Genomic DNA, 19,314 nt, shown 5'->3' with positions numbered 1-19,314 from the left:
GAACCCGATTCATGCGCTTCCCCCAATGGCATGGCGCAATCAATCACGGCCAGCGGAAGTTGCATAGATGAGTAGGATACCTATCTCAACGAAAATCCTCAGAGCCCCTTGAGCACATAGATCAGCGGCTTGCGCGGCAAGGTCTTGACCGACACCGTGACGCTCGGGGTCGGCGCATAGGCGACGTCGAAATCGGGACCGAACAGGGCGAGAAACTGATCGACCGGCGGACCCCAGCGATGCATGGGCAGGATCAGCGACGACCGCAACCGTTTCACCACGCGGCTCATGCTGTCGGCCCCCATGGTCAAGCCGCCGTCGACCGGCACCATCACGACATCGAGCCGACCGATTTCGGCATATTGCTGGTCGGTGAGTTCGAAATGCAGATGCCCGAGGTGGCCGATACAGAGGCCCGCCACCTCGAAGATGAAGATCGAATTGCCATTGGCTTCGATGCCGCCACCCCAGGAGCGAATATCGGTAACGACATTGCGGATCAATGTATCACCGACGGTCATGCGGATCTTTGCCGGCTCGCCGGGCACATCGCTCCATCCATGCAGCACATATTTGATCGCGGGATCCGGCGTCAGCGTGTAGTGGCTCGGATGCGCCTTGTTCATCGTCACGACCTCAGGCGTATAGGGCGGCGGATAGGCGCCGCTATAATCCGTGGCGATGGAAACGCCGCCCGGCGTTTCGATGAAAAGCGTGGCATGGCCGAGGAAGGTGATCTTCACATCACCATTAACCGGATCATTGGCGAGCGTCGGACCGGGAGGAGAAAAACTGACGAATGCCGCCTTGGGCAGGGATTGTGCGATCGCCTGGCATTGACTGGGTTGCGGACGAACCGGATTCTGCTGGGCGTCCGCGACGTTCCAGTTGAGGATGATCGCCAGGAAAAACACGGCAAAGACAGGAAATCGCTTTAACATGCCATCCCCTCAAGCCAGATAGTGGCCGAAGGATGCGGCACGACCCGAAACGGGTCCAGCAACATTCAGGCACGATTGCTCACAATCGCGTCATCATCGGACGATAATGAATGATCGTGCAGCGATCAGCGCCAGAAGTCCGGAATGGTCTCCGCAAGCCTTGGGCCAAGCCGGAGTGGTGCGATCTTTTCCGCCAATCCCGTGGCATCGGAGATCTCGACGCCGACGCCGCAGATCGTAGCTGGCCCCGAAGCCGCCTCGAAACGTCCCTTCGGCATCTTGGAGATGAAGCGGTTCAGCGGCTCCTCCTTCTCCATGCCGAGCGAGGAATCGTAATCACCGCACATGCCGGCATCCGATATATAGGCGGTGCCGCCATTCAGGATCTGCGCGTCCGCGGTCGGCACATGTGTGTGCGTGCCGACGACGAAACTAGCGCGGCCATCGACGAAATGGCCGAAGCACTGCTTTTCGCTCGTCGCTTCCGCATGAAAATCAAAGACGATGGCATCCGCCTGCTCTTTCAGCGGGCAGGCATCCAGTATGGCCTCTGCCGATTTGAAGGGATCGTCTAGCTCCGGATGCATGAAGACGCGACCCATGATGTTGGCAACGAGCACCCGCGCACCGTTGCGGGCATAATAGAGGCCGGAGCCTCGGCCGGGCGTGCCGGCCGGATAGTTGGCGGGGCGCAGGAATTGATCGTGCCGCTCGCAGAAAACGACAGCTTCCTTCTGGTCCCAGACATGGTTGCCCGTCGTCACAACATCGGCGCCGGCATTGATCGTCTCGAGGAAAATATCCTCAGTGATACCGAAGCCGCCGGCGGCGTTCTCGCCATTGACGATGACGAAATCGAGCGTCAGGTCGGATACGAGGCCCGGCAGACGGTCCCATACCGCGGTCCGTCCTGTCTTGCCGACCATATCACCCAGAAAAAGCAGCCGCATTCGCTATCCAATCACTTCCGAAACGAAATTGAGTCCGCTCTCGGTCAAAATCGCGTCAAGACGGACATCATGCGGCTCAGCGGGTACTGATGGCACTTCTTGGCAATCGAATGCAATGCCGATCAGCCGCGGATTCAATCCTTTTTGATGCAAGCGCTCGATCGCGCGGTCATAATGACCCGCACCATAGCCTATGCGATGGCCGCTTCTGTCGAAAGCCGAAAGCGGCACGAGCATGACATCGGGGTCCAGCACTGCTGCCTCGGGCCCCGGACCGGAGGTCCCGAATCCAACCGGAACCAGCGGTGCGCCGGCCACGAGTTCCCGAAAGACGATCGTGCTGCGGTCGAGGATCACGGGCACACAGAGCCGCGCCCCGCGCTCCCGCAGACGCGCCATCAATGGCCGTATATCCACTTCCGAACGGATCGGCAGGAAGCCGGAGACGATATCTCCCGGCCTGATGTCGATGGCCTCGCCGCCATGGACCACCATGGCCAGGCCCTTTTCAATACGATCTTCTGCCGGAATGGCATCGCGCGCGGCCAGGCGCTCCTTGCGGTATTGGGCTTTCAGCTCTTTGCTCATGTGATCTTCGCAAATATCTATGATATCGCGAAAACATAATGAGCCGGCGGCCCATTGCAAAGCGCGAAAACGACATGCCGTGGCCGCGGAAAGGAGTGGGTTCCATCAGCCTTTGCGGACGATCGACAATTTCCCGTCGCCATCCGCATGCGCGCGAACGTTTTCATAATTCTGCAGTGTCGTATGACTGGTCTCGATCGGATGCGAATGCGTGGCGGTGATGACCACGACATCCGCACCAGCCGCCTCGCCCGCCTTGACGCCGGCCAAGACATCTTCAAACACCAGGCATTCCGACGGGCTTAGGCCGAGGCGTTGTGCGCCGAGTATATAGCCCTGCGGATCAGGCTTGCCGACCTTCACGTCTTCGGCGGTGACCATGAAGCGCGGAACCGGGATCCCGGCCGCGTCCAGCCGCGCCAGCGCCAGCCGATAGGGCGACGAGGTAACGATCGCCCAGCGCTCCGGTGGCAGCGATGCAAGGAAATCGACGGCGCCGGGCAGCGCGATGACGCCCTCGACATCGGCAATCTCGGCTTCGGTGATCTTCAGCGCCTCCGCGATCGGATCGACGCCAGCCAGATTCAGCTGGCCGATCGTATCGACACCGCGCTTGCCATGCATGGTCGGCATGAACTTCTCAACATCAAGACCCTGGGCGCGTGCCCAATTGCCCCAGACACGTTCTGCAGCAGCAATCGAATTGATGATCGTACCGTCCATGTCGAACAGGAAGCCGGAATAGGTCTTGGTGAAAGCGGAATTCGTTGCGGCGGACAAGGGCGGACCTTTCTGGATGAGACGGCGAGCGACTGCAGCAAACACGGCGCTCATAATATGAGCCCTTCCCGACTAAACGCAGCCTTCGAAAGAAGCAAATGAATGCTGCGCCGGACGCTTGGGAAAAGTCAGTCGGCTGGAGACCATGATCGGGAAAAACGAGAAAGGACGCGCGGCAGCAGGAGATGCCGCGCGCCATGAGCATTATTCGCCGAGGCGGCTCTTCAGGCCATTGATGATATGGTTCGCCAGAGCTTCGTAATCGTCATCAAAATGGTGGCCGCCGTCCATGGCGATGACTTCCGCGCCGGTGCCCTTCAGCAGCGGGCAGGCGACATCCTCGTCATCATCCTTGCCGTAGACGCATTGCACCATCTTCGGATTGATCGACTTGAGGTCGTTGACGGGATCGCCGCCCTTGCCGGCACTCGAAGCCCCGAGCCAGCCCATGACCGAAATCACATAGTCGACCTTCTGCGACAAGGACAGCAGTGACATCTGGACGATCTTATCCTTTTCGGCCTGAGGCAAGCGATTGTAGCTCGCCGGCAGCACATCGGCGCCAAAGGAATAGCCGACCAAGACCACATGCTTGACCTTGAAGCGCTTGGTGTAGAAGTCGATGATCCGGCCGAGGTCGTTGGCCGTTTGCTGTGGATCCTTCTCGGTCCAGAAATAATGCAGTGTATCGACGCCCACGACCGGGATGCCCTGGTCCTGAAGATAGCTGCCGACTTCCTTGTCGATGTCGCGCCAGCCACCATCGCCCGAATAGACAACGGCGAGCGTGTCCTCGGTCGGCGTCGTCTCCATGATATCAAGGGGCAATCCAAGCGGCGATTTCGAGCTGTCGATCGTCTTCATCAGATCGGCGAGCGAAGCCTCCAGCGTCGCATAAGTGTCGGCATTGTCCGAATCCGTGGTCTGAACTTCCGGGTGGTCCTTCTGGATGTCTGCAACGTGGTCGCGGCCATCCTTCGGCGCATTCGCCGTGAAAGTCACGAGAATAGGATTGGGTAGCGCGCCTTCCTGCAGACCGAAGGACACCATATCGCCATCGGTCTTCTTTTCGGCCGGCGTGCAGAGTTCCTGCTTCAGGCCGATGCCGGCGGTCGGGTCGACGGCCAGCGTACCGGCAACGGTCGCATCCGGCGTCTGGGCCGCGATCGTCAGTGCCATGGCGCCACCAGCGCCGACACCGGCAATGATGGGCAATTGATAGGTACTGTCGGCAAAGGAGCGCTGCACCTGCTGGCTGAGCGATTCCAGATCCGAGACGATATAGATGCAGCCGTCGTTCTTGCTGACGTCATAGCTGTTGAGCGACGCCAGAAAGGACGGATAGTCGATGCCGATGACGAGCGAGCCATTGGCGACGAGCTTGTCGGCAACAGCCTTCTCCTTGTCGCCCCAGCCGGCGAGATCGGAAATCAGCACGACTTCGTTCGAAACCTTGCCGTGCGGTCGCATGATGTGCGGCGCCGGGATCATGCCCAAATCATATTTCGTATCGTCGGCCTCAGCCCGTGCTTGGCCCGATATCAGCAGGCTCGTCGACAGCACGCATGCGAAAGCCAATGACATTGCGTATTTCAAGATCATTTCCTCACGACCCCCTTAAGTCCGCCCCCGATGAGGAATGTGGCATCCATCAACGCGATCATTGGACTGACCCCTCCCGAAACAGCCAAGTAGCGCGGCTGCCATTCGGGATGGAACTTGGATTTGAAGGCACGAAGCCCTTTGAAGTTATAGAAGCGCTCGCCGTGTTCAAACACAGTTCCCCCGACCCTGTCCCAAACCGGCGCTGATTCCCGTCTCGACATGCCCGACAGCGGTGCCATGCCGAGGTTGAAACGCTGAAACCCCTGACCCTTGAGATATTCGAGAATCTGCACGAACAGAAAATCCATCGAACCCTTGGGGGCATCAGGGGAAAAACGCATCAGGTCGACGGATCCCTCCTCCTTGGTCTCCGTCATCAGAATATTCGCAAAAGCGACGATCTTACCATCCTTTTTCAACACGCCGACCGGCTGCGAGCACACATAATCCGGATCGAACGCGCCGAGCGAGAAGCTCTTTTCTTTGGCATTGTGATCGGCAAGCCATGTATCGGAGACATGGGCGAGCTGATCCAGCACATCGGGTATATCTTGGGGTTCGATAACGGCAAATTCTAGTCCATCGCGCACCGCACGGCTCGCCGTCTGCCTGAGATTGGCCCATTTGCCGCCCTTAAGCTCAAAATTCGCAAGATTGACCACGGCAAGTTCGCCGAGCTTGAACGCCCGCAAGCCCGCATCGGCGCAGTAGGAGAGAAGCGCCGGCGAGATCTGGTAGAAGACCGAGCGGCAGCCGGCAGCGCGCGCCGTCTCGACAAAGCGCCAAATCAGATCGGGCACCGCCTGGCGCGGGCCGACCGGATCGAACAAGGCGATCCACGAGCGGCCCTGCTTGCCGTACATGATGAAGGCATCGCCTTTTTCCGAGAACATGATGCTCTTGTCGCCCATGCGCACCAGATTGGCGTCGGCAATACCTTGCTTGCGCACGATCTCCACGGCGCGCGCAAGCGCATCTTCGTTGACCGGCTCCGGCCGCTTCGTCGCCGGGCGCAAGAGGCTGAAGATCGCGATCGCCGAGGACAGGATGGAAATGCCGAGCGCTGCGCGAAGCCCGCGCGGCGCCTCATCTGCGAATTCGAACTGCCACCAAAGCTCGTTGCTGTATCCGACATCGCGATAGACGAAGAACAGCACGACGATGGCACCGATGCACACGACAGCGATCGCGGTGAGCCAGCCGGCGGTCAGCGTCTGATTAAGCAGCGAAGCCGGCCGCTTGAACAGGCGACGGCTGACGACGAGGCTGAAGACAAAGAAGGCCAGCAGACCGGCTTCGACGATGGCGATGGCCTTCAATAGCGAGAAGAACAGGGCAAACAGAGCAGAGAAAGTCGAAACCCACCAGGCACCGTCGAGACGCTGGCTGAGGCCGCGCGCCGCAACGATGATCGCCAGACCGAGAAGGCTCGACAGGAAATGCGCACTTTCGACAAGGGACAGCGGCAGATAGTCCGATAGCACGATCAGATTATGATCCGGCGTCGGCGTCACGCTCGAAAAGACCAGCATCATGCCGAGCAGCAGCGCAAAGGCCGACAATAGCTGCGGCATCAGGCGCGCGCCAACGCGGCGCATGCTCGAAGCTACCGGATGATCGACAAAACGGCGCAACTCCGCAACCGAAATTGCGGCAATCGCGATAACGAGCGGAATGACATTGTAGATGACGCGATAAAGAACCAGGGAGCTCAGAACAGCGTCCTCATTCACGGAACTGCCGAGCCAGGCGATGATGATCGTCTCGAATACCCCGAAGCCGGCCGGGACGTGGCTGAGCACGCCAAGCCCGACGGCGATCGCGTAAATTGCGAAGAAGCCCGGCCATCCGATAGAGGTTTCCGGCAACAGCACGTAGAGTACGGAGGCCGAGGCTGCGATATCGAACGCGGTGACCAGGAACTGCCGCGACCAGGTGCGCGAATCCGGCAGCCGAACTTCGACCGGCCCGATGCGCACCTCGCGGCCGTTGCGGCCGGCATAGACCACGAAAGCAAGCGCCGCGAGAATGGCGATGGCGATCAGTCGCAGCCACAAGCCATCGACGCTGATCAACGGGCCGATCTCATCGGCAATGACCAGAAGCGCAATAGCACCGACGGCAGCAAGGCCAAGACCGAAGGCGAGCGTGACGAAAGCGATGATACGGGTGATGTCGTCGGGCGACAGGCCGAGCCGGGTATAGGCGCGGTAGCGGATTGCGCCGGCGCTGAGCGCGCCGAAGCCGGCCGTGTTGCCGACCGCGTAGGCGCTGAAGGAGGTCAGCGCGACATGCGGAAACGGCAACCGCTTGCCGATATATTCGAGCGCATTCTGGTCATAGAAGATCAGTGAAGCGAAGCTGAGGCCGGTAAAAAGCAGCGCAAGCAGCACCGAGGAGATCTTCGTCGTCGTCAAGGCATGGACGACATCGTCATAGCGGACCTCGGTGGTCAGGTCATAGATCGCATAGGCGGCGATGCAGAAGACGGCGACGGTGAGAACGGCGACAATCAGCGCGCGGTAGCGGTTCAACAGACCGACGATACCGCCACGCTCTTCCAATTCCTCGTCGGCATTTTCCAGATCGATTGGGCTCGACATGCTCTACCTGTTTATATTGACCTTGCGGTCCTGATTGTTCGGGTATCCGGTAACACCGGCAATATGTTTGGTGTGGCCGTATACACTTCTTTCACAGGTCCGTTATGACGCGTGCTCCCATTATTCTAAAATTAGGCAATTTTGGCGCAGGCCGGTGCCGGCAGCGATGAATCTGCCGTTAGTCAAAGGATTTTGCCATTCATCCGGCTTCTGAGCCTCTCCAGACACGAAAGTGATTCCCACCCTCCCGGCCTCTATCAGGAATTCGCGATCCGGTCATCTGTGCACTCCCTCTTCTTGCGAGCGCATCTTCGCCGCCGATCCGCCCGCGTGAATCCCTATTCGTCAGACAAGCTCGGCAGGTATTTCGACCGCTAAGCGCAGTCTTGTTTCCGATTACGGGGAGCCTACTACAACGTGAGATAGATATCTACATCACACACCAACCGGCACCCGCTGGTAAGAGCAGCAGAACCGCCCGAGATGGTGGAGCGAGGCGTAATAGGTGGAAACGGAAAGCTAGGCGATGCTGTTCTGGCGCAGCAGTTCCTTCAGCTTGCCGCTCGTCCCGTCCTCGTCGAGCGGCGTGTAGACCACCAGCTTCATGTCGGCACGGTCCATGACCGCGAGTGCGGTATATTCGAATGTCATCAGGCCGCCCTGCGGATGGCGTAGGCGCTTGTGACCTGTCAGCGGTCGCAGCACATCCTGTCTCGGCCACCAGGCGCGAAATTCGGGGCTCGCTTGCGTCAAGGTGGCGATCAGCCGTTCGAAATCAGGATCGCCGGCGTAACGGGCACTGTCGGCGCGAAACATCGCCAGCGAATTCGCCGCTACGCTCTCCCAATCGACGAGAAGCTGCCGATGAGCCAGATCGGTAAACACACGATGGATGCTGTTGCGCGCATCGCCCTGCAACAGGCTGTAATCGCCGAAAATTGCGACAGCCGCTGCATTCCAGGCCAGCACATCCCAGCGCCGGCCGAGAACATAGGCCGGCTGGCCGGCGAGGCTCGCAAGCATGCGCACCAGCGCGTCCGGCACATCCTCCGGTCCGCGCGACGGCAGATCCGCGGAAGGTCGATCGCTGAGGGTAAAGAGGTGGCGCCGCTCGGCCGGATCAAGCCGTAGGGCATCCGCCAGCGCCGCCAACACCTCCGCGGAGGCGCGCACGTCCCTACCCTGCTCAAGCCATGTGTACCAGGTCGTTCCGACCCCGGCGAGCAGCGCCACTTCCTCGCGCCTGAGCCCAGGCGTCCGGCGTCGAAATCCTTCCGGAAGCCCGACGCCGGCGGGCGTCAGCTTTTCGCGGCGGGAGCGCAGGAAGGCGCCGAACTCGCGACGCCTGGCTTCTAGGATGGTCTGGCTCGGATTGATGGTCATTGCCTATCATAGCAGGATCAATACTAGGATAAAGTCAGAACTGTTTGCCGCTTCCACAAGCTGCCAATTATCATCATGCGGACAACATGAAGGCGGTTGCTATGGATATGAGCGGCAAAACGGTCCTGATTACAGGCTCGACGGATGGTGTCGGGCGCCGAGTTGCGGAACGACTGGCAGCGGCAGGTGCGACGATGATCGTTCACGGCCGTGACAAGACCCGCGCGGAAGAACTGATCTCCCGCATCCGGGACAAGGGCGGCAAAGCGGCCTATTATCTCGCCGACCTTTCCTCGCTGAAAGAGGTCCGCACCCTGGCCGACGCAATCGAGCGCGACTACGATCGCCTCGATGTTCTGATCAACAATGCCGGCATCGGCACCGGTAGCGCCAGCACTGGGCGCCAGGTAAGCCAAGACGGATACGAGCTGCGCTTCGCGGTGAATTATCTCGCCGGCTTCCTGCTGACGCGCCGGCTGCTGCCTCTATTGAAGGCAAGCACTCCCGCCCGCATCGTCAATGTATCCTCTGCTGGCCAGCAGGCGATCGACTTCTCCGATGTCTTGCTGACGCGCGGCTATAGCGGGGTGCGCGCCTATTGCCAGAGCAAGCTGGCGCAGATCATGTTCACCTTCGATCTCGCCGAGGAGCTTGCCGGCTCCGGCATCACCGCCAACTGCCTGCACCCGGCGACCTATATGGATACAACGATGGTGCGTCAGGCTGGCGTTGCGCCGCTTAGCACGGTCGAGCAAGGCGCCGACGCCATTCTCAATCTGGCAACCAGCGATGCCCTGGACGCACGCACCGGTCTCTATTTCGACGGGCTGCGTCCCTCGCGCGCCAATACTCAGGCCTATGACGCGACTGCACGTCGTGACCTGCGAACGCTCAGCCAAAGCCTTATCGGCCTGGCCTAAGACCTTATTCCTTGCCCTCCCCAGCCTCTAGAAAGGAGACACCCATGTCGTCTCAACACGTCGCTATTATCGGCGGCTCCTCCGGCATCGGTCTTGCAACCGCCGCCTATCTTCTCGAAAAAGGTTATCGCGTCACGATCACTGGCCGCGATAAGGCGAAACTCCAGGCTGCCGCACAAAGTCTGAATGGCGATCTCACGGCAATCGCCATGGATGCAGCCGACTTTACGGGCCTTGCAGCAGCCTTCCAGGCAATCGGCCCGATCGATCATCTCGTCCTGGCATTGGGCGGCGGTAATGGCGCCGGCCCTTTCGCCACGGTCGATCTTGCCGATCTCAGGAAAGGTTTCGAGCAGAAGACGATGGCGCATTTCGCCTGCGCCCAGGCCTGCCTGCCCTATCTGTCGAAACAGGGCAGCATCACCTTCGTCTCCGCCGTATCGGCACAGGCCGCCATGCCCGGAACCGCCGGACTTGGAGCCATCAATGCCGCCATTGCTGCGCTAGCACCCATTCTCGCCGTCGAGCTCAAGCCGATCCGGGTGAACTGCGTTTCTCCGGGTGTCGTCGATACCCCCTGGTGGGACTTCCTGAGCGCAGATCAGAAAGAGCCGACATTTGCCGGCTTTGCAGCACGTACGCCCGTCGGCCGTGTCGGCCAGCCCAGGGAAATAGCCGAAGCTATCGTCTTCCTGATCGGCAACGGCTTTACCAGCGGCCACACGCTGATTTGTGATGGCGGCGTCCGCCTCGGTCAATGATTTCCAGAGCCTCTGCGCCGTCTTCCGATCGCGAAAAAGCCATCGCGGCTGGCGACGCGATGGCGTCCTCAGCTGTTTTGACGCCCGGTAAATGCTTCAGAATCTCAGTCAGCCGCGCCGAGATCGAGCCCGGCGGCATTCTGCGATCGAACAGTCAAGCGGGAGGAGGAGTGACGTCGGCGTGACAGAAGAACTTTGCGACGCCTTCCTTGGCCATTTGCCGGAAAATTGAAGAGCGATCCACGACGACCGATGGATGTTTACGATCCTGGGTGCCTACAAACGTAGGTGGGCACCGTGTGTCCAGGCCCACGAGCCTGGTCAGGGACAGCTCCCTTTGGATCGAGTATGGCCCCAGGGATTGTGGTTCCTGTCGGGAAGCGCAGACCGCCTCAACTATATAGAGCGGATTGTCTCGCCGCACCAGAGGGCCGCATCGGGCATCCGCAGAAATAACTCAAAGCATGTCGCGCAAAAGTGAGCGGCGGTTTTGCGATACGACATGCGCAAAATCGAATCTAAAGCGAGAGAAAGGAGGCTGAAAGCTCGCGATGCGCTTTAGACCTGCTCGATCCCCGGCCGCTCCAGGAGCTTCTCGGTAATGCCATGGATGCGTGTCGTCACCTCGTCGATTACACTAGCGAGCGTCTCCTCGGCGCGGGCATTGGCGGCGAGCGCCGTATCACGGTTACTGGTCAGGGACTCCAGTTCGGCTTCTAGCGCGGAGACCCGGCGCGTCAATTCCGATACCTCGTCCATAATCATGATGCCGGCCATGACGGTCAGCCTGAGATCGCCGATTTCACCGAACTGGCTCTTCAAATGCAGGACATAACGGTCGAAGCGATTGGCAAGATCCGTCAGATGGTCTTCCTGCCCCTCTTCGCAGGCCATCCGATAGGCTTTGCCGTCGATCGTTACCGTTACTTGTGCCATTCGACTTTCCGATCACTGCCGCTCTGGACGGCTGCTTCCCGAGGGATCAGCGGTCCAGCACGGCTCTTATGGTTTCCATCGCCGTCACGAGCCGGCGCGACACTTCACGATTGACTTCCTCGAGCCGGTTCGCCCGGAACTCGGCCTGATCCAATTCCTGGGCAAGACGCGACCGGTCGGCGTGAACCCTGCGGACCTCGCCTTCTATATCGCTCTGCGCCCGTTCGCGCTCGAACCGTCCGTCGACGGCGCTCTCCAAAGTCGAAAGCGCCTGGCGCAATTGGGCGAGCGCCGCGTCCACCGTTTTGCCTGAAGGTGTCATACCCTTCGCATCTCCGCGCAAGGCCCGAATCAAAACATCCGGCCACTTGTCTGATTTCGCAACAATATTCAACTCGGCAACAGCACGTCAATAAAGGCCGCCCTGTGGCGGGACTCCTATTCTGTGGATGAACGCTGCCTTTGCCGCCTGCGCGGGCCTTGTCGCATGATTGTCGTCTTTTGTAAAAGTGAACGGGCAAATGTCAAAAAATTGCCGCAGGTGGGTCGGATTGAGCCCTCGATTTGTTGACTTGCTCGCCCTAACTGCTATGTCTCGACCGCCTGAGGCGACGTTGGAAATGGCGTTCGGAAGAGCGTCCCTTCACCCCGCCTTTAACCGATGGCCTCCCTCCAAAGCGTGCGGCCATCCCCCGAACCCGGAACATTGCGGAAAAACCCATGAACTCTCGCGAACAACACGACCGGATGGCAAATGCGATCCGTTTCCTTGCCATGGATGCTGTCGAGAAGGCCAATTCCGGTCACCCCGGTTTGCCAATGGGGATGGCTGATGTCGCCACCGTTCTCTTTAGCAAATATCTGCGCTTCGATCCGAAGAACCCGCTTTGGCCGGATCGCGATCGTTTCGTCCTGTCGGCCGGTCACGGCTCGATGCTGCTTTATTCGGTTCTCTACCTTACCGGCTATCCGGACATGACGGTCGATGAACTCACGCGTTTCCGCCAGCTCGGCTCCAAGACCGCCGGCCATCCGGAATATGGCCACGCCACTGGCATCGAAACCACCACCGGCCCGCTGGGCCAGGGCATTGCCAACGCCGTCGGCATGGCGATCGCCGAGCGTAAGTTGCGCGAGGAATTCGGCTCCGAGCTTCAGGATCACTACACCTACGTGATGTGCGGCGACGGCTGCCTGATGGAAGGCATCAGCCATGAAGCCATCGCGCTTGCCGGCCACCTCAAGCTCAACAAGCTGATCCTGTTCTGGGACAACAATTCCATCACCATCGACGGCGCTGTTTCGCTTTCGGACTCGACCGACCAGGTCGCTCGCTTCAAGGCCGTTCATTGGAACACGATCGAGGTCGACGGTCATGACCAGGCCGCGATCAGCGCTGCTATCGAGGCCGCGCAGAAGTCCGACCGCCCGACGCTGATCGCCTGCAAGACGATCATCGGCTTCGGCGCGCCGAACAAGCAGGGCACCCATAAGGTCCATGGCTCTCCGCTCGGCGCCGAGGAAATCGCCGCGACCCGCGTTGCCCTCAACTGGCCCTACGAACCCTTCGTCATTCCGAACGACATCCTCGGTGAATGGCGCGCCGCTGGCGAACGCTCCGTCGGTATCCGCGAAGCATGGGAAGGCCGCCTTGCTGCTGCCGACCCGGCCAAGAAGGCCGAGTTCACCCGCCGCTTCGATCACAAGCTGCCTGCCGGCTTCGACGCCGCCATCAGCGACTACAAGAAGAAGCTTGCGGAAACCAAGCCGACAGTCGCAACCCGTAAGGCTTCGGAAGATGCGCTCGAAGTCATCAACGGCTTCATTCCGGAAACGCTCGGCGGCTCCGCCGACTTGACGCCGTCGAACAACACCAAGACCAGCCAGATGAAGTCGATCACCCCGACCGACTTCTCCGGCCGTTACATGCACTGGGGTATTCGCGAACACGGCATGGCTGCTGCCATGAACGGCATCGCGCTCCACGGCGGTCTCATCCCCTATAGCGGCGGCTTCCTGATCTTCTCGGATTATTGCCGCCCGCCGCTCCGCCTCGCTGCCCTGATGGGCATCCGTGCCATCCACGTCCTGACGCATGATTCCATCGGCGTCGGCGAAGACGGCCCGACCCACCAGCCGGTCGAGCAGGTCGCCAGCCTGCGCGCCATCCCGAACTTCCAGCTCTTCCGCCCGGCGGACGCAACGGAAACGGCCGAATGCTGGCAGATCGCCATCAAGACGACCAACCGCCCGTCCGGCCTTGCCCTGACCCGTCAGAACCTGCTGGCCGCTCGTACGGAATATAGCGAGAAGAACCTCTGCGAACTCGGCGCCTATACGCTGGCTGGCAATGCCGACGCCAAGGTGACGATCTTCGCTTCGGGCTCCGAAGTCGAACTCGCTGTAGCAGCCCGTACGGCTCTCGAAGGCAAGGGCGTCTCCACGCGCGTCGTTTCGGTTCCCTGCACCGAACTCTTCTTCGAGCAGCCGGACGCCTACCGCAAGGAAGTCATCGGCAACTCGCCGGTCAAGGTTGCCGTCGAAGCCGGCGTTCGCGAAGGCTGGGATGCCTTCATCGGACCGGAAGGCGCCTTCGTCGGCATGAAGAGCTTCGGCGCTTCGGCTCCCTACAAGGACGTCTACAAGCATTTCGGCATCACCACGGAAGCCGTTGTCGCCGCCGCTGAGGCAAAGCTTTCCTGAGGGCGCTGACAAGCGCTCTCAAATCCAATAAATAAACACCCTGAATGAAAGGGAGTGACATTCATGACTGTAAAAGTAGCCATCAATGGCTTTGGCCGCATCGGCCGTAACGTCCTGCGCGCAATCGTCGAATCCGGCCGCACCGACATCGAAATCGTTGCCATCAACGATCTCGGCCCGGTCGAGACCAACGCCCACCTGCTGCGTTACGATTCCATCCACGGCAAGTTCCCCGCCGAAGTGAAGGTCGAAGGCGACACGATCATCGTGGGCGGCGGCAAACCGATCAAGGTCACGGCAATCAAGGATCCGGCAACCCTGCCGCACCGCGATCTCGGCGTCGACATCGCCATGGAATGCACGGGCATCTTCACCGCCCGCGACAAGGCCGCCGCTCATCTGACGGCCGGCGCCAAGCGCGTCATCGTTTCGGCTCCTGCAGACGGCGCCGACCTCACCGTCGTTTTCGGCGTCAACCATGACCAGCTCACCAAAGAACACCTGGTCATCTCCAACGCATCATGCACCACGAACTGCCTGGTGCCGGTGGTCAAGGTACTCGACGACGCCGTCGGCATCGACCACGGCTTCATGACCACGATCCATTCCTATACCGGCGACCAGCCGACGCTCGACACCATGCACAAGGACCTGTATCGCGCCCGCGCCGCAGCTCTGTCCATGATCCCGACGTCGACGGGCGCCGCAAAGGCTGTCGGCCTCGTTCTGCCGCACCTCAAGGGCAAGCTCGACGGCACGTCGATCCGCGTTCCCACGCCGAACGTCTCGGTCGTTGATTTCAAGTTCGTGGCCAAGAAGGCTACGACGGTCGGCGAAATCAACGAAGCCATCAAGGCTGCGTCAAACGGCAAGCTGAAGGGCATCCTCGGCTATACCGACGAGCCGCTGGTTTCTCGCGACTTCAACCATGACAGCCACTCGTCGATCTTCGCAACCGACCAGACCAAGGTCATGGAAGGCAACTTCGTGCGCGTCCTGTCGTGGTACGACAACGAATGGGGCTTCTCGAGCCGCATGTCGGACACGGCCGTCGCCTTTGCAAAGCTGATCTGATCATGACGTTCCGCCCGCTCCTTCCGACGACAGTCCGCTGGCGTCCGACGGAGGGAGATGGGCTGGAGCACCTGACGATTACTCCTATCGACAATGCCGGCGGCGCGGCCATCCGTGCCGCCGGCATTATCATTGGTGCTCGTGGCGGCACGCCCTATGGCGTCTCCTACCGTATCGATTGCTCGGCCGGCTGGGCTGTTCTTTCCTTTTCCGTCGAAACCACCGATGGCCGCCGCCTGGCGCTGATCTCGGACGGCAAGGGACATTGGCGCACCGAGCATGGCGTGGCGTTGCCGCGATTCGACGGCTGCATCGATATCGACCTCTACGGCTCACCCTTCACCAACAGCCTGCCGATCCGCCGGCTGGAGTTGGCGCCCGAAAGCGGGACGGCAGAGCTTTCGATGCTCTATATCCCGTTCGACACCTTCGAACCGGTGCGCGACGGTCAGCACTATACCTGCATCGTGCCGGAGAAACTTTATCGCTATGCGGCCGAGGACAGGAATTTCACAGTCGATCTTCCGGTCGACGAGGATGGGCTGGTGATCGACTATCCCCGCTATTTCAGGCGCGCCGCCGTCTGACTTCCCGCGAAAGCGGGCCTACTCATCTTCTTAAAAACATTTCGATTTTTTCACTGCCTGCCCTGCTATCGTCCAGATTTACCAGTAAATTTGAGGCAGGAAGTCTCCCAGGCACTCCAAACCGCTTTGCCGTTCTGGCGGGCGCATCACACTATGACGTTACCGACATCGGAAGGGTCTCCAGTTTGAGCTCTTCTCCGGGCGATCTCAGTATTTGCCAATCCGGCTAATACGACGGCATGATGGGAGGTGGCGGGATTTCCGGGCTTTTGGTCCGGTGGCGGCGCACGGAAAGGGGAAAAAGGTGGAGGCATTTTACATTATCGTGCTGATCAGCACGGTTCTCATACTCATTGCAGCCTTCTCCAGCCTCCTCGCCTTTCGTTTCGGCGCGCCTTTGCTGCTGCTCTTCCTGATGATCGGCCTTGCCGCCGGAACCGATGGACTCGGCATCGAATTCTCCAACAATTATCTCGCTTATATCCTCGGCTCCCTGGCGCTTGCGATCATTCTCTTCGATTCCGGCTATGGTACGCCGATCCAGGCCTTCAAGCTTGCGGCGGCGCCCGCGCTGACCATCGCCTCCGTCGGCGTCATCGTAACCGCGGCGCTGTTCGGCCTTGCCGCCAGCTGGCTGCTCGGCTTTACCTGGTTGCAGGGCCTGCTGCTCGGCTCCATCGTCGCCTCGACGGATGCGGCGGCCGTCTTCTTCCTTCTGCGCATCGGCGGCATCAATATCCGTGACAAGGTGCGCTCGACATTGGAAGTCGAATCCGGCACCAACGATCCGATGGCGATCTTCCTGACGCTCGCCTTGGTCGAGCTGCTCGCAAGCGGCGAAGGCTATGCCGGCATCAACCTCGCCATGCTCGCCACCTTTGTCCAGCAGATGGGGCTAGGTGTCATACTCGGCCTGCTCGGCGGCATGATGATCGTCCTTATCGTCGGCCGCCTGGAGACGGATCGCGGCCTGACGCCTATCTTCGTGCTGGCGCTGGCGCTCCTCGTCTTTTCGTTTACCGGCGCGGTCGGCGGCAGCGGCTTCCTGGCCGTCTATGTCGCGGGCATCTATGCCGGCAATCGCAAGCTGCCCGCATCCGCCTCGATCAAGCGTTTCCAGGACGGCATGACCTGGCTGGCCCAGATCATCATGTTTCTCGTGCTCGGCCTGCTCGCCACGCCATCGGAATTTCCGGCGATCGCCATCCCTGCCATCGCGCTGGCACTGTTCCTGATCTTCATCGCACGCCCGATCGCCGTCTGGCTCTGCGTGCTGCCGTTCGATTATACGCAGCGGGAAACCGGCTTCGTCGCCTGGGTCGGCCTGCGCGGCGCCGTCTCCATTCTTCTGGCGATCATGCCGATCCTCGGCGGACTGCAGGCGGGTCAGACCTATTTCAACGTCGCCTTCATCGTCGTGCTGGTCTCGCTGCTCGTGCAGGGCTGGACCATCAAACCCATGGCGCGCCGGCTTGGCCTCATCGTTCCCCCACGCATGGGCGCGATCGACAAGGTCGAGGTCGACCTGCCGGGTACCGTCAACCACGAACTCCTCTCCTATCGTGTCGTGAAGGACAGCCCGGTTCTGCGCGGTGAGCGCATTCCGCGCTGGGCGACGCCATCGCTCATCGTCCGCGATGGCAAATCCATGCGCTATCAATATGCCGGCCGGTTGCGCGAAAACGACATCGTCTATCTTTTCGTCTCTCCCAACTATTCGCGCCTTCTCGACCGGATCTTCGCCAGCCGCGCGCCGGTCGATCCCGAGGATGCCGAATTCTTCGGCGCCTTCTCGATATCGCCGCTGCGCCCCGCCGCCGATCTCGACGCTGCCTATGGACCGGGACTGCTGAGCGAACAGGAGAAGGGGCTCACCATAGCGGAGCTCATGCGCCATCGCCTCGGAGGCAAGGCCGACTATGCCGATCGCGTTCGTCTGGGCGAGATTATTCTCATCGTTCGCGATCTCGACGAGAACGATCATATTCAGTCCGTCGGCATGTCGCTCGAGGCGGTGGAGCCGCCCGTCATCATGCCGATCTTCATCAATCTCCATGATATTTTGAAGAGCATCCGCGCCTACCTGCAGAAGCGTCGCGAACGCGCGCATGAAGCTGTTTCAAGCGATTCGTCGACGGGCAAAAACGACGTCTGAACGCCTTGCGTCTCCGATCATCCGTAGTATGGTCGGCCCGCTTTTCGCCACCAACAATATCGGATCCTCCCATGGCAGCCTTCAAAACTCTCGACGATCTCACCGACATCTCCGGCAAGCGCGTATTGGTACGCGTCGACCTCAACGTGCCGGTCAAGGATGGCAAGGTCACCGACGCAACCCGCATCGAACGTGTCGCTCCGACGATTCTCGAACTGTCCGAAAAGGGCGCCAAGGTCATCCTGCTTGCCCATTTCGGTCGCCCGAAGGATGGCCCCTCCCCGGACCTCTCCCTGGGCCTGATCGTACCAGCCGTCGAGGAAGTTCTGGATCATGCCGTTCTCTTCGCCACCGATTGCATCGGCGCGCCGGCCGCCGACGCCGTTTCGAAGATGAACGATGGCGACATCCTGCTGCTTGAAAACACCCGCTTCCACAAGGAAGAGGAAAAGAACGACGCAGCCTTTACCAAGGCGCTTGCCGCAAATGGCGATATCTACGTCAACGACGCCTTCTCGGCCGCGCACCGCGCCCATTCTTCGACGGAAGGTCTCGCCCATCTGCTGCCGGCCTATGCAGGCAGAACGATGCAGGCAGAGCTTGAAGCCCTGGAAAAGGGCCTCGGCAATCCGGTACGTCCAGTCGTCGCCATTGTCGGCGGTGCCAAGGTCTCCACCAAGATCGACCTTCTGATGAACCTCGTGAAAAAGGTCGATGCGCTTGTCATCGGTGGCGGCATGGCCAACACCTTCCTCGCCGCGCGCGGCACCAATGTCGGCAAGTCGCTCTGCGAGCATGATCTCGCCGATACCGCAAAGCAGATCATGATCGAGGCCGCCACGGCCGGCTGCGCGATCGTGCTGCCGGAAGACGGTGTCGTCGCCCGCGAATTCAAGGCTGGCGCAGAAAACGAAGTCGTCGCGATCGAAGCGATTCCCGCAGATGCCATGGTCCTCGACGTCGGCCCGAAGTCGGTCGAAGCGGTCAAGAACTGGATCGGCCGCGCCACCACGCTCGTCTGGAACGGCCCGCTCGGCGCCTTCGAAATCACGCCTTTCGATGCAGCAACAGTCGCCGCAGCCAAATACGCCGCTGAATGCACCAAGGCCGGCAAGCTGACCTCCGTCGCCGGCGGCGGCGATACGGTTTCGGCGCTGAACCATGCCGGCGTTGCCGACGACTTCACCTATGTCTCGACGGCGGGCGGTGCGTTCCTCGAATGGATGGAAGGCAAGGTTCTTCCCGGCGTCGCCGTTCTTCAGGCCGGCAAGTAAATCGGCCAGCACCTCAAGTGAATGAAAAGCCTCGGCCGTGATGCGGCCGAGGCT

Annotated in this window: 16 protein-coding genes and 1 other RNA gene; 7 read left to right on the top strand and 10 right to left on the bottom strand. The window is 60.4% G+C overall.

All coding sequences use genetic code 11. The features are described from left to right. Window positions 1–98 precede the first annotated feature (98 nt). From ACYJRZ_RS00145 to ACYJRZ_RS00115, 7 genes are all read right to left on the bottom strand, one after another. On the bottom strand, window positions 99–941 hold the full coding sequence (locus ACYJRZ_RS00145; RefSeq protein ID WP_459455022.1) for an MBL fold metallo-hydrolase: 843 nt from the start codon (window positions 939–941) through the stop codon (window positions 99–101). A gap of 125 nt (window positions 942–1,066) precedes the next feature. Next, complete coding sequence (locus ACYJRZ_RS00140) at window positions 1,067–1,891, bottom strand: TIGR00282 family metallophosphoesterase (RefSeq protein ID WP_459455021.1); 825 nt, start codon at window positions 1,889–1,891, stop codon at window positions 1,067–1,069. Window positions 1,892–1,894: 3 nt separating this feature from the next. Further along, the gene (locus tag ACYJRZ_RS00135) at window positions 1,895–2,479 is read right to left on the bottom strand and encodes a 5-formyltetrahydrofolate cyclo-ligase (protein ID WP_459455020.1); all 585 of its coding nucleotides are present in this window, start codon (window positions 2,477–2,479) and stop codon (window positions 1,895–1,897) included. Between the two features lie 105 nt (window positions 2,480–2,584). Beyond that, window positions 2,585–3,313, bottom strand: coding sequence for an HAD family hydrolase (locus ACYJRZ_RS00130; RefSeq protein WP_459455019.1), 729 nt, complete (start codon window positions 3,311–3,313; stop codon window positions 2,585–2,587). Window positions 3,314–3,463: 150 nt separating this feature from the next. Then, window positions 3,464–4,861, bottom strand: a complete 1,398-nt coding sequence (locus ACYJRZ_RS00125; protein ID WP_459455018.1) for a virulence factor — start codon at window positions 4,859–4,861, stop codon at window positions 3,464–3,466. After that, window positions 4,858–7,467, bottom strand: coding sequence for a bifunctional lysylphosphatidylglycerol flippase/synthetase MprF (mprF, locus tag ACYJRZ_RS00120; protein ID WP_459455017.1), 2,610 nt, complete (start codon window positions 7,465–7,467; stop codon window positions 4,858–4,860). The genes ACYJRZ_RS00125 and mprF overlap by 4 nt, the downstream gene beginning before the upstream one ends. 519 nt (window positions 7,468–7,986) lie before the next feature. Then, entirely contained in the window at window positions 7,987–8,850 is an 864-nt protein-coding gene (locus ACYJRZ_RS00115) for a helix-turn-helix transcriptional regulator (RefSeq protein WP_459455016.1), read from the bottom strand. A 101-nt stretch (window positions 8,851–8,951) separates the two neighbouring features. Here ACYJRZ_RS00115 and ACYJRZ_RS00110 point away from each other — a divergent pair, with 101 nt between their 5' ends. Continuing rightward, on the top strand, window positions 8,952–9,770 hold the full coding sequence (locus ACYJRZ_RS00110; RefSeq protein WP_459456876.1) for an SDR family NAD(P)-dependent oxidoreductase: 819 nt from the start codon (window positions 8,952–8,954) through the stop codon (window positions 9,768–9,770). A 44-nt stretch (window positions 9,771–9,814) separates the two neighbouring features. Continuing rightward, the gene (locus tag ACYJRZ_RS00105; RefSeq protein WP_459455015.1) at window positions 9,815–10,531 is read left to right on the top strand and encodes an SDR family oxidoreductase; all 717 of its coding nucleotides are present in this window, start codon (window positions 9,815–9,817) and stop codon (window positions 10,529–10,531) included. A 233-nt stretch (window positions 10,532–10,764) separates the two neighbouring features. Here ACYJRZ_RS00105 and ssrS read toward each other — a convergent pair. The 3 genes from ssrS to ACYJRZ_RS00090 form a co-directional block, all read right to left on the bottom strand. After that, window positions 10,765–10,923, bottom strand: a non-coding RNA gene (ssrS, locus tag ACYJRZ_RS00100) — 6S RNA. Window positions 10,924–11,089: 166 nt separating this feature from the next. Continuing rightward, entirely contained in the window at window positions 11,090–11,467 is a 378-nt protein-coding gene (locus ACYJRZ_RS00095) for a cell division protein ZapA (protein WP_459455014.1), read from the bottom strand. Window positions 11,468–11,513: 46 nt separating this feature from the next. Next, complete coding sequence (locus tag ACYJRZ_RS00090) at window positions 11,514–11,789, bottom strand: DUF4164 domain-containing protein (protein WP_015341018.1); 276 nt, start codon at window positions 11,787–11,789, stop codon at window positions 11,514–11,516. Window positions 11,790–12,187: 398 nt separating this feature from the next. On the opposite strand from ACYJRZ_RS00090, the gene tkt reads away from it, so the two are divergent. From tkt to ACYJRZ_RS00065, 5 genes are all read left to right on the top strand, one after another. Then, entirely contained in the window at window positions 12,188–14,170 is a 1,983-nt protein-coding gene (gene tkt, locus ACYJRZ_RS00085) for a transketolase (protein WP_459455013.1), read from the top strand. Between the two features lie 63 nt (window positions 14,171–14,233). Beyond that, window positions 14,234–15,244: a type I glyceraldehyde-3-phosphate dehydrogenase gene (gene gap / locus ACYJRZ_RS00080; protein WP_106998830.1), complete on the top strand. Its 1,011-nt coding sequence runs from the start codon at window positions 14,234–14,236 to the stop codon at window positions 15,242–15,244. Between the two features lie 2 nt (window positions 15,245–15,246). Next, entirely contained in the window at window positions 15,247–15,831 is a 585-nt protein-coding gene (locus ACYJRZ_RS00075) for a putative glycolipid-binding domain-containing protein (RefSeq protein ID WP_459455012.1), read from the top strand. A 304-nt stretch (window positions 15,832–16,135) separates the two neighbouring features. Continuing rightward, window positions 16,136–17,986, top strand: coding sequence for a potassium/proton antiporter (locus ACYJRZ_RS00070; protein WP_459455011.1), 1,851 nt, complete (start codon window positions 16,136–16,138; stop codon window positions 17,984–17,986). Between the two features lie 71 nt (window positions 17,987–18,057). After that, window positions 18,058–19,260 (top strand): phosphoglycerate kinase, encoded by a 1,203-nt coding sequence (locus ACYJRZ_RS00065; protein ID WP_459455010.1) that lies wholly within the window; start codon window positions 18,058–18,060, stop codon window positions 19,258–19,260. Window positions 19,261–19,314: the final 54 nt, after the last annotated feature.

The organism is Rhizobium sp. No.120 (genome assembly GCF_054558365.1).
The sequence above is the reverse complement of the archived record's forward strand: the minus strand, read 5'-3'. Positions and strand labels throughout refer to the sequence as shown.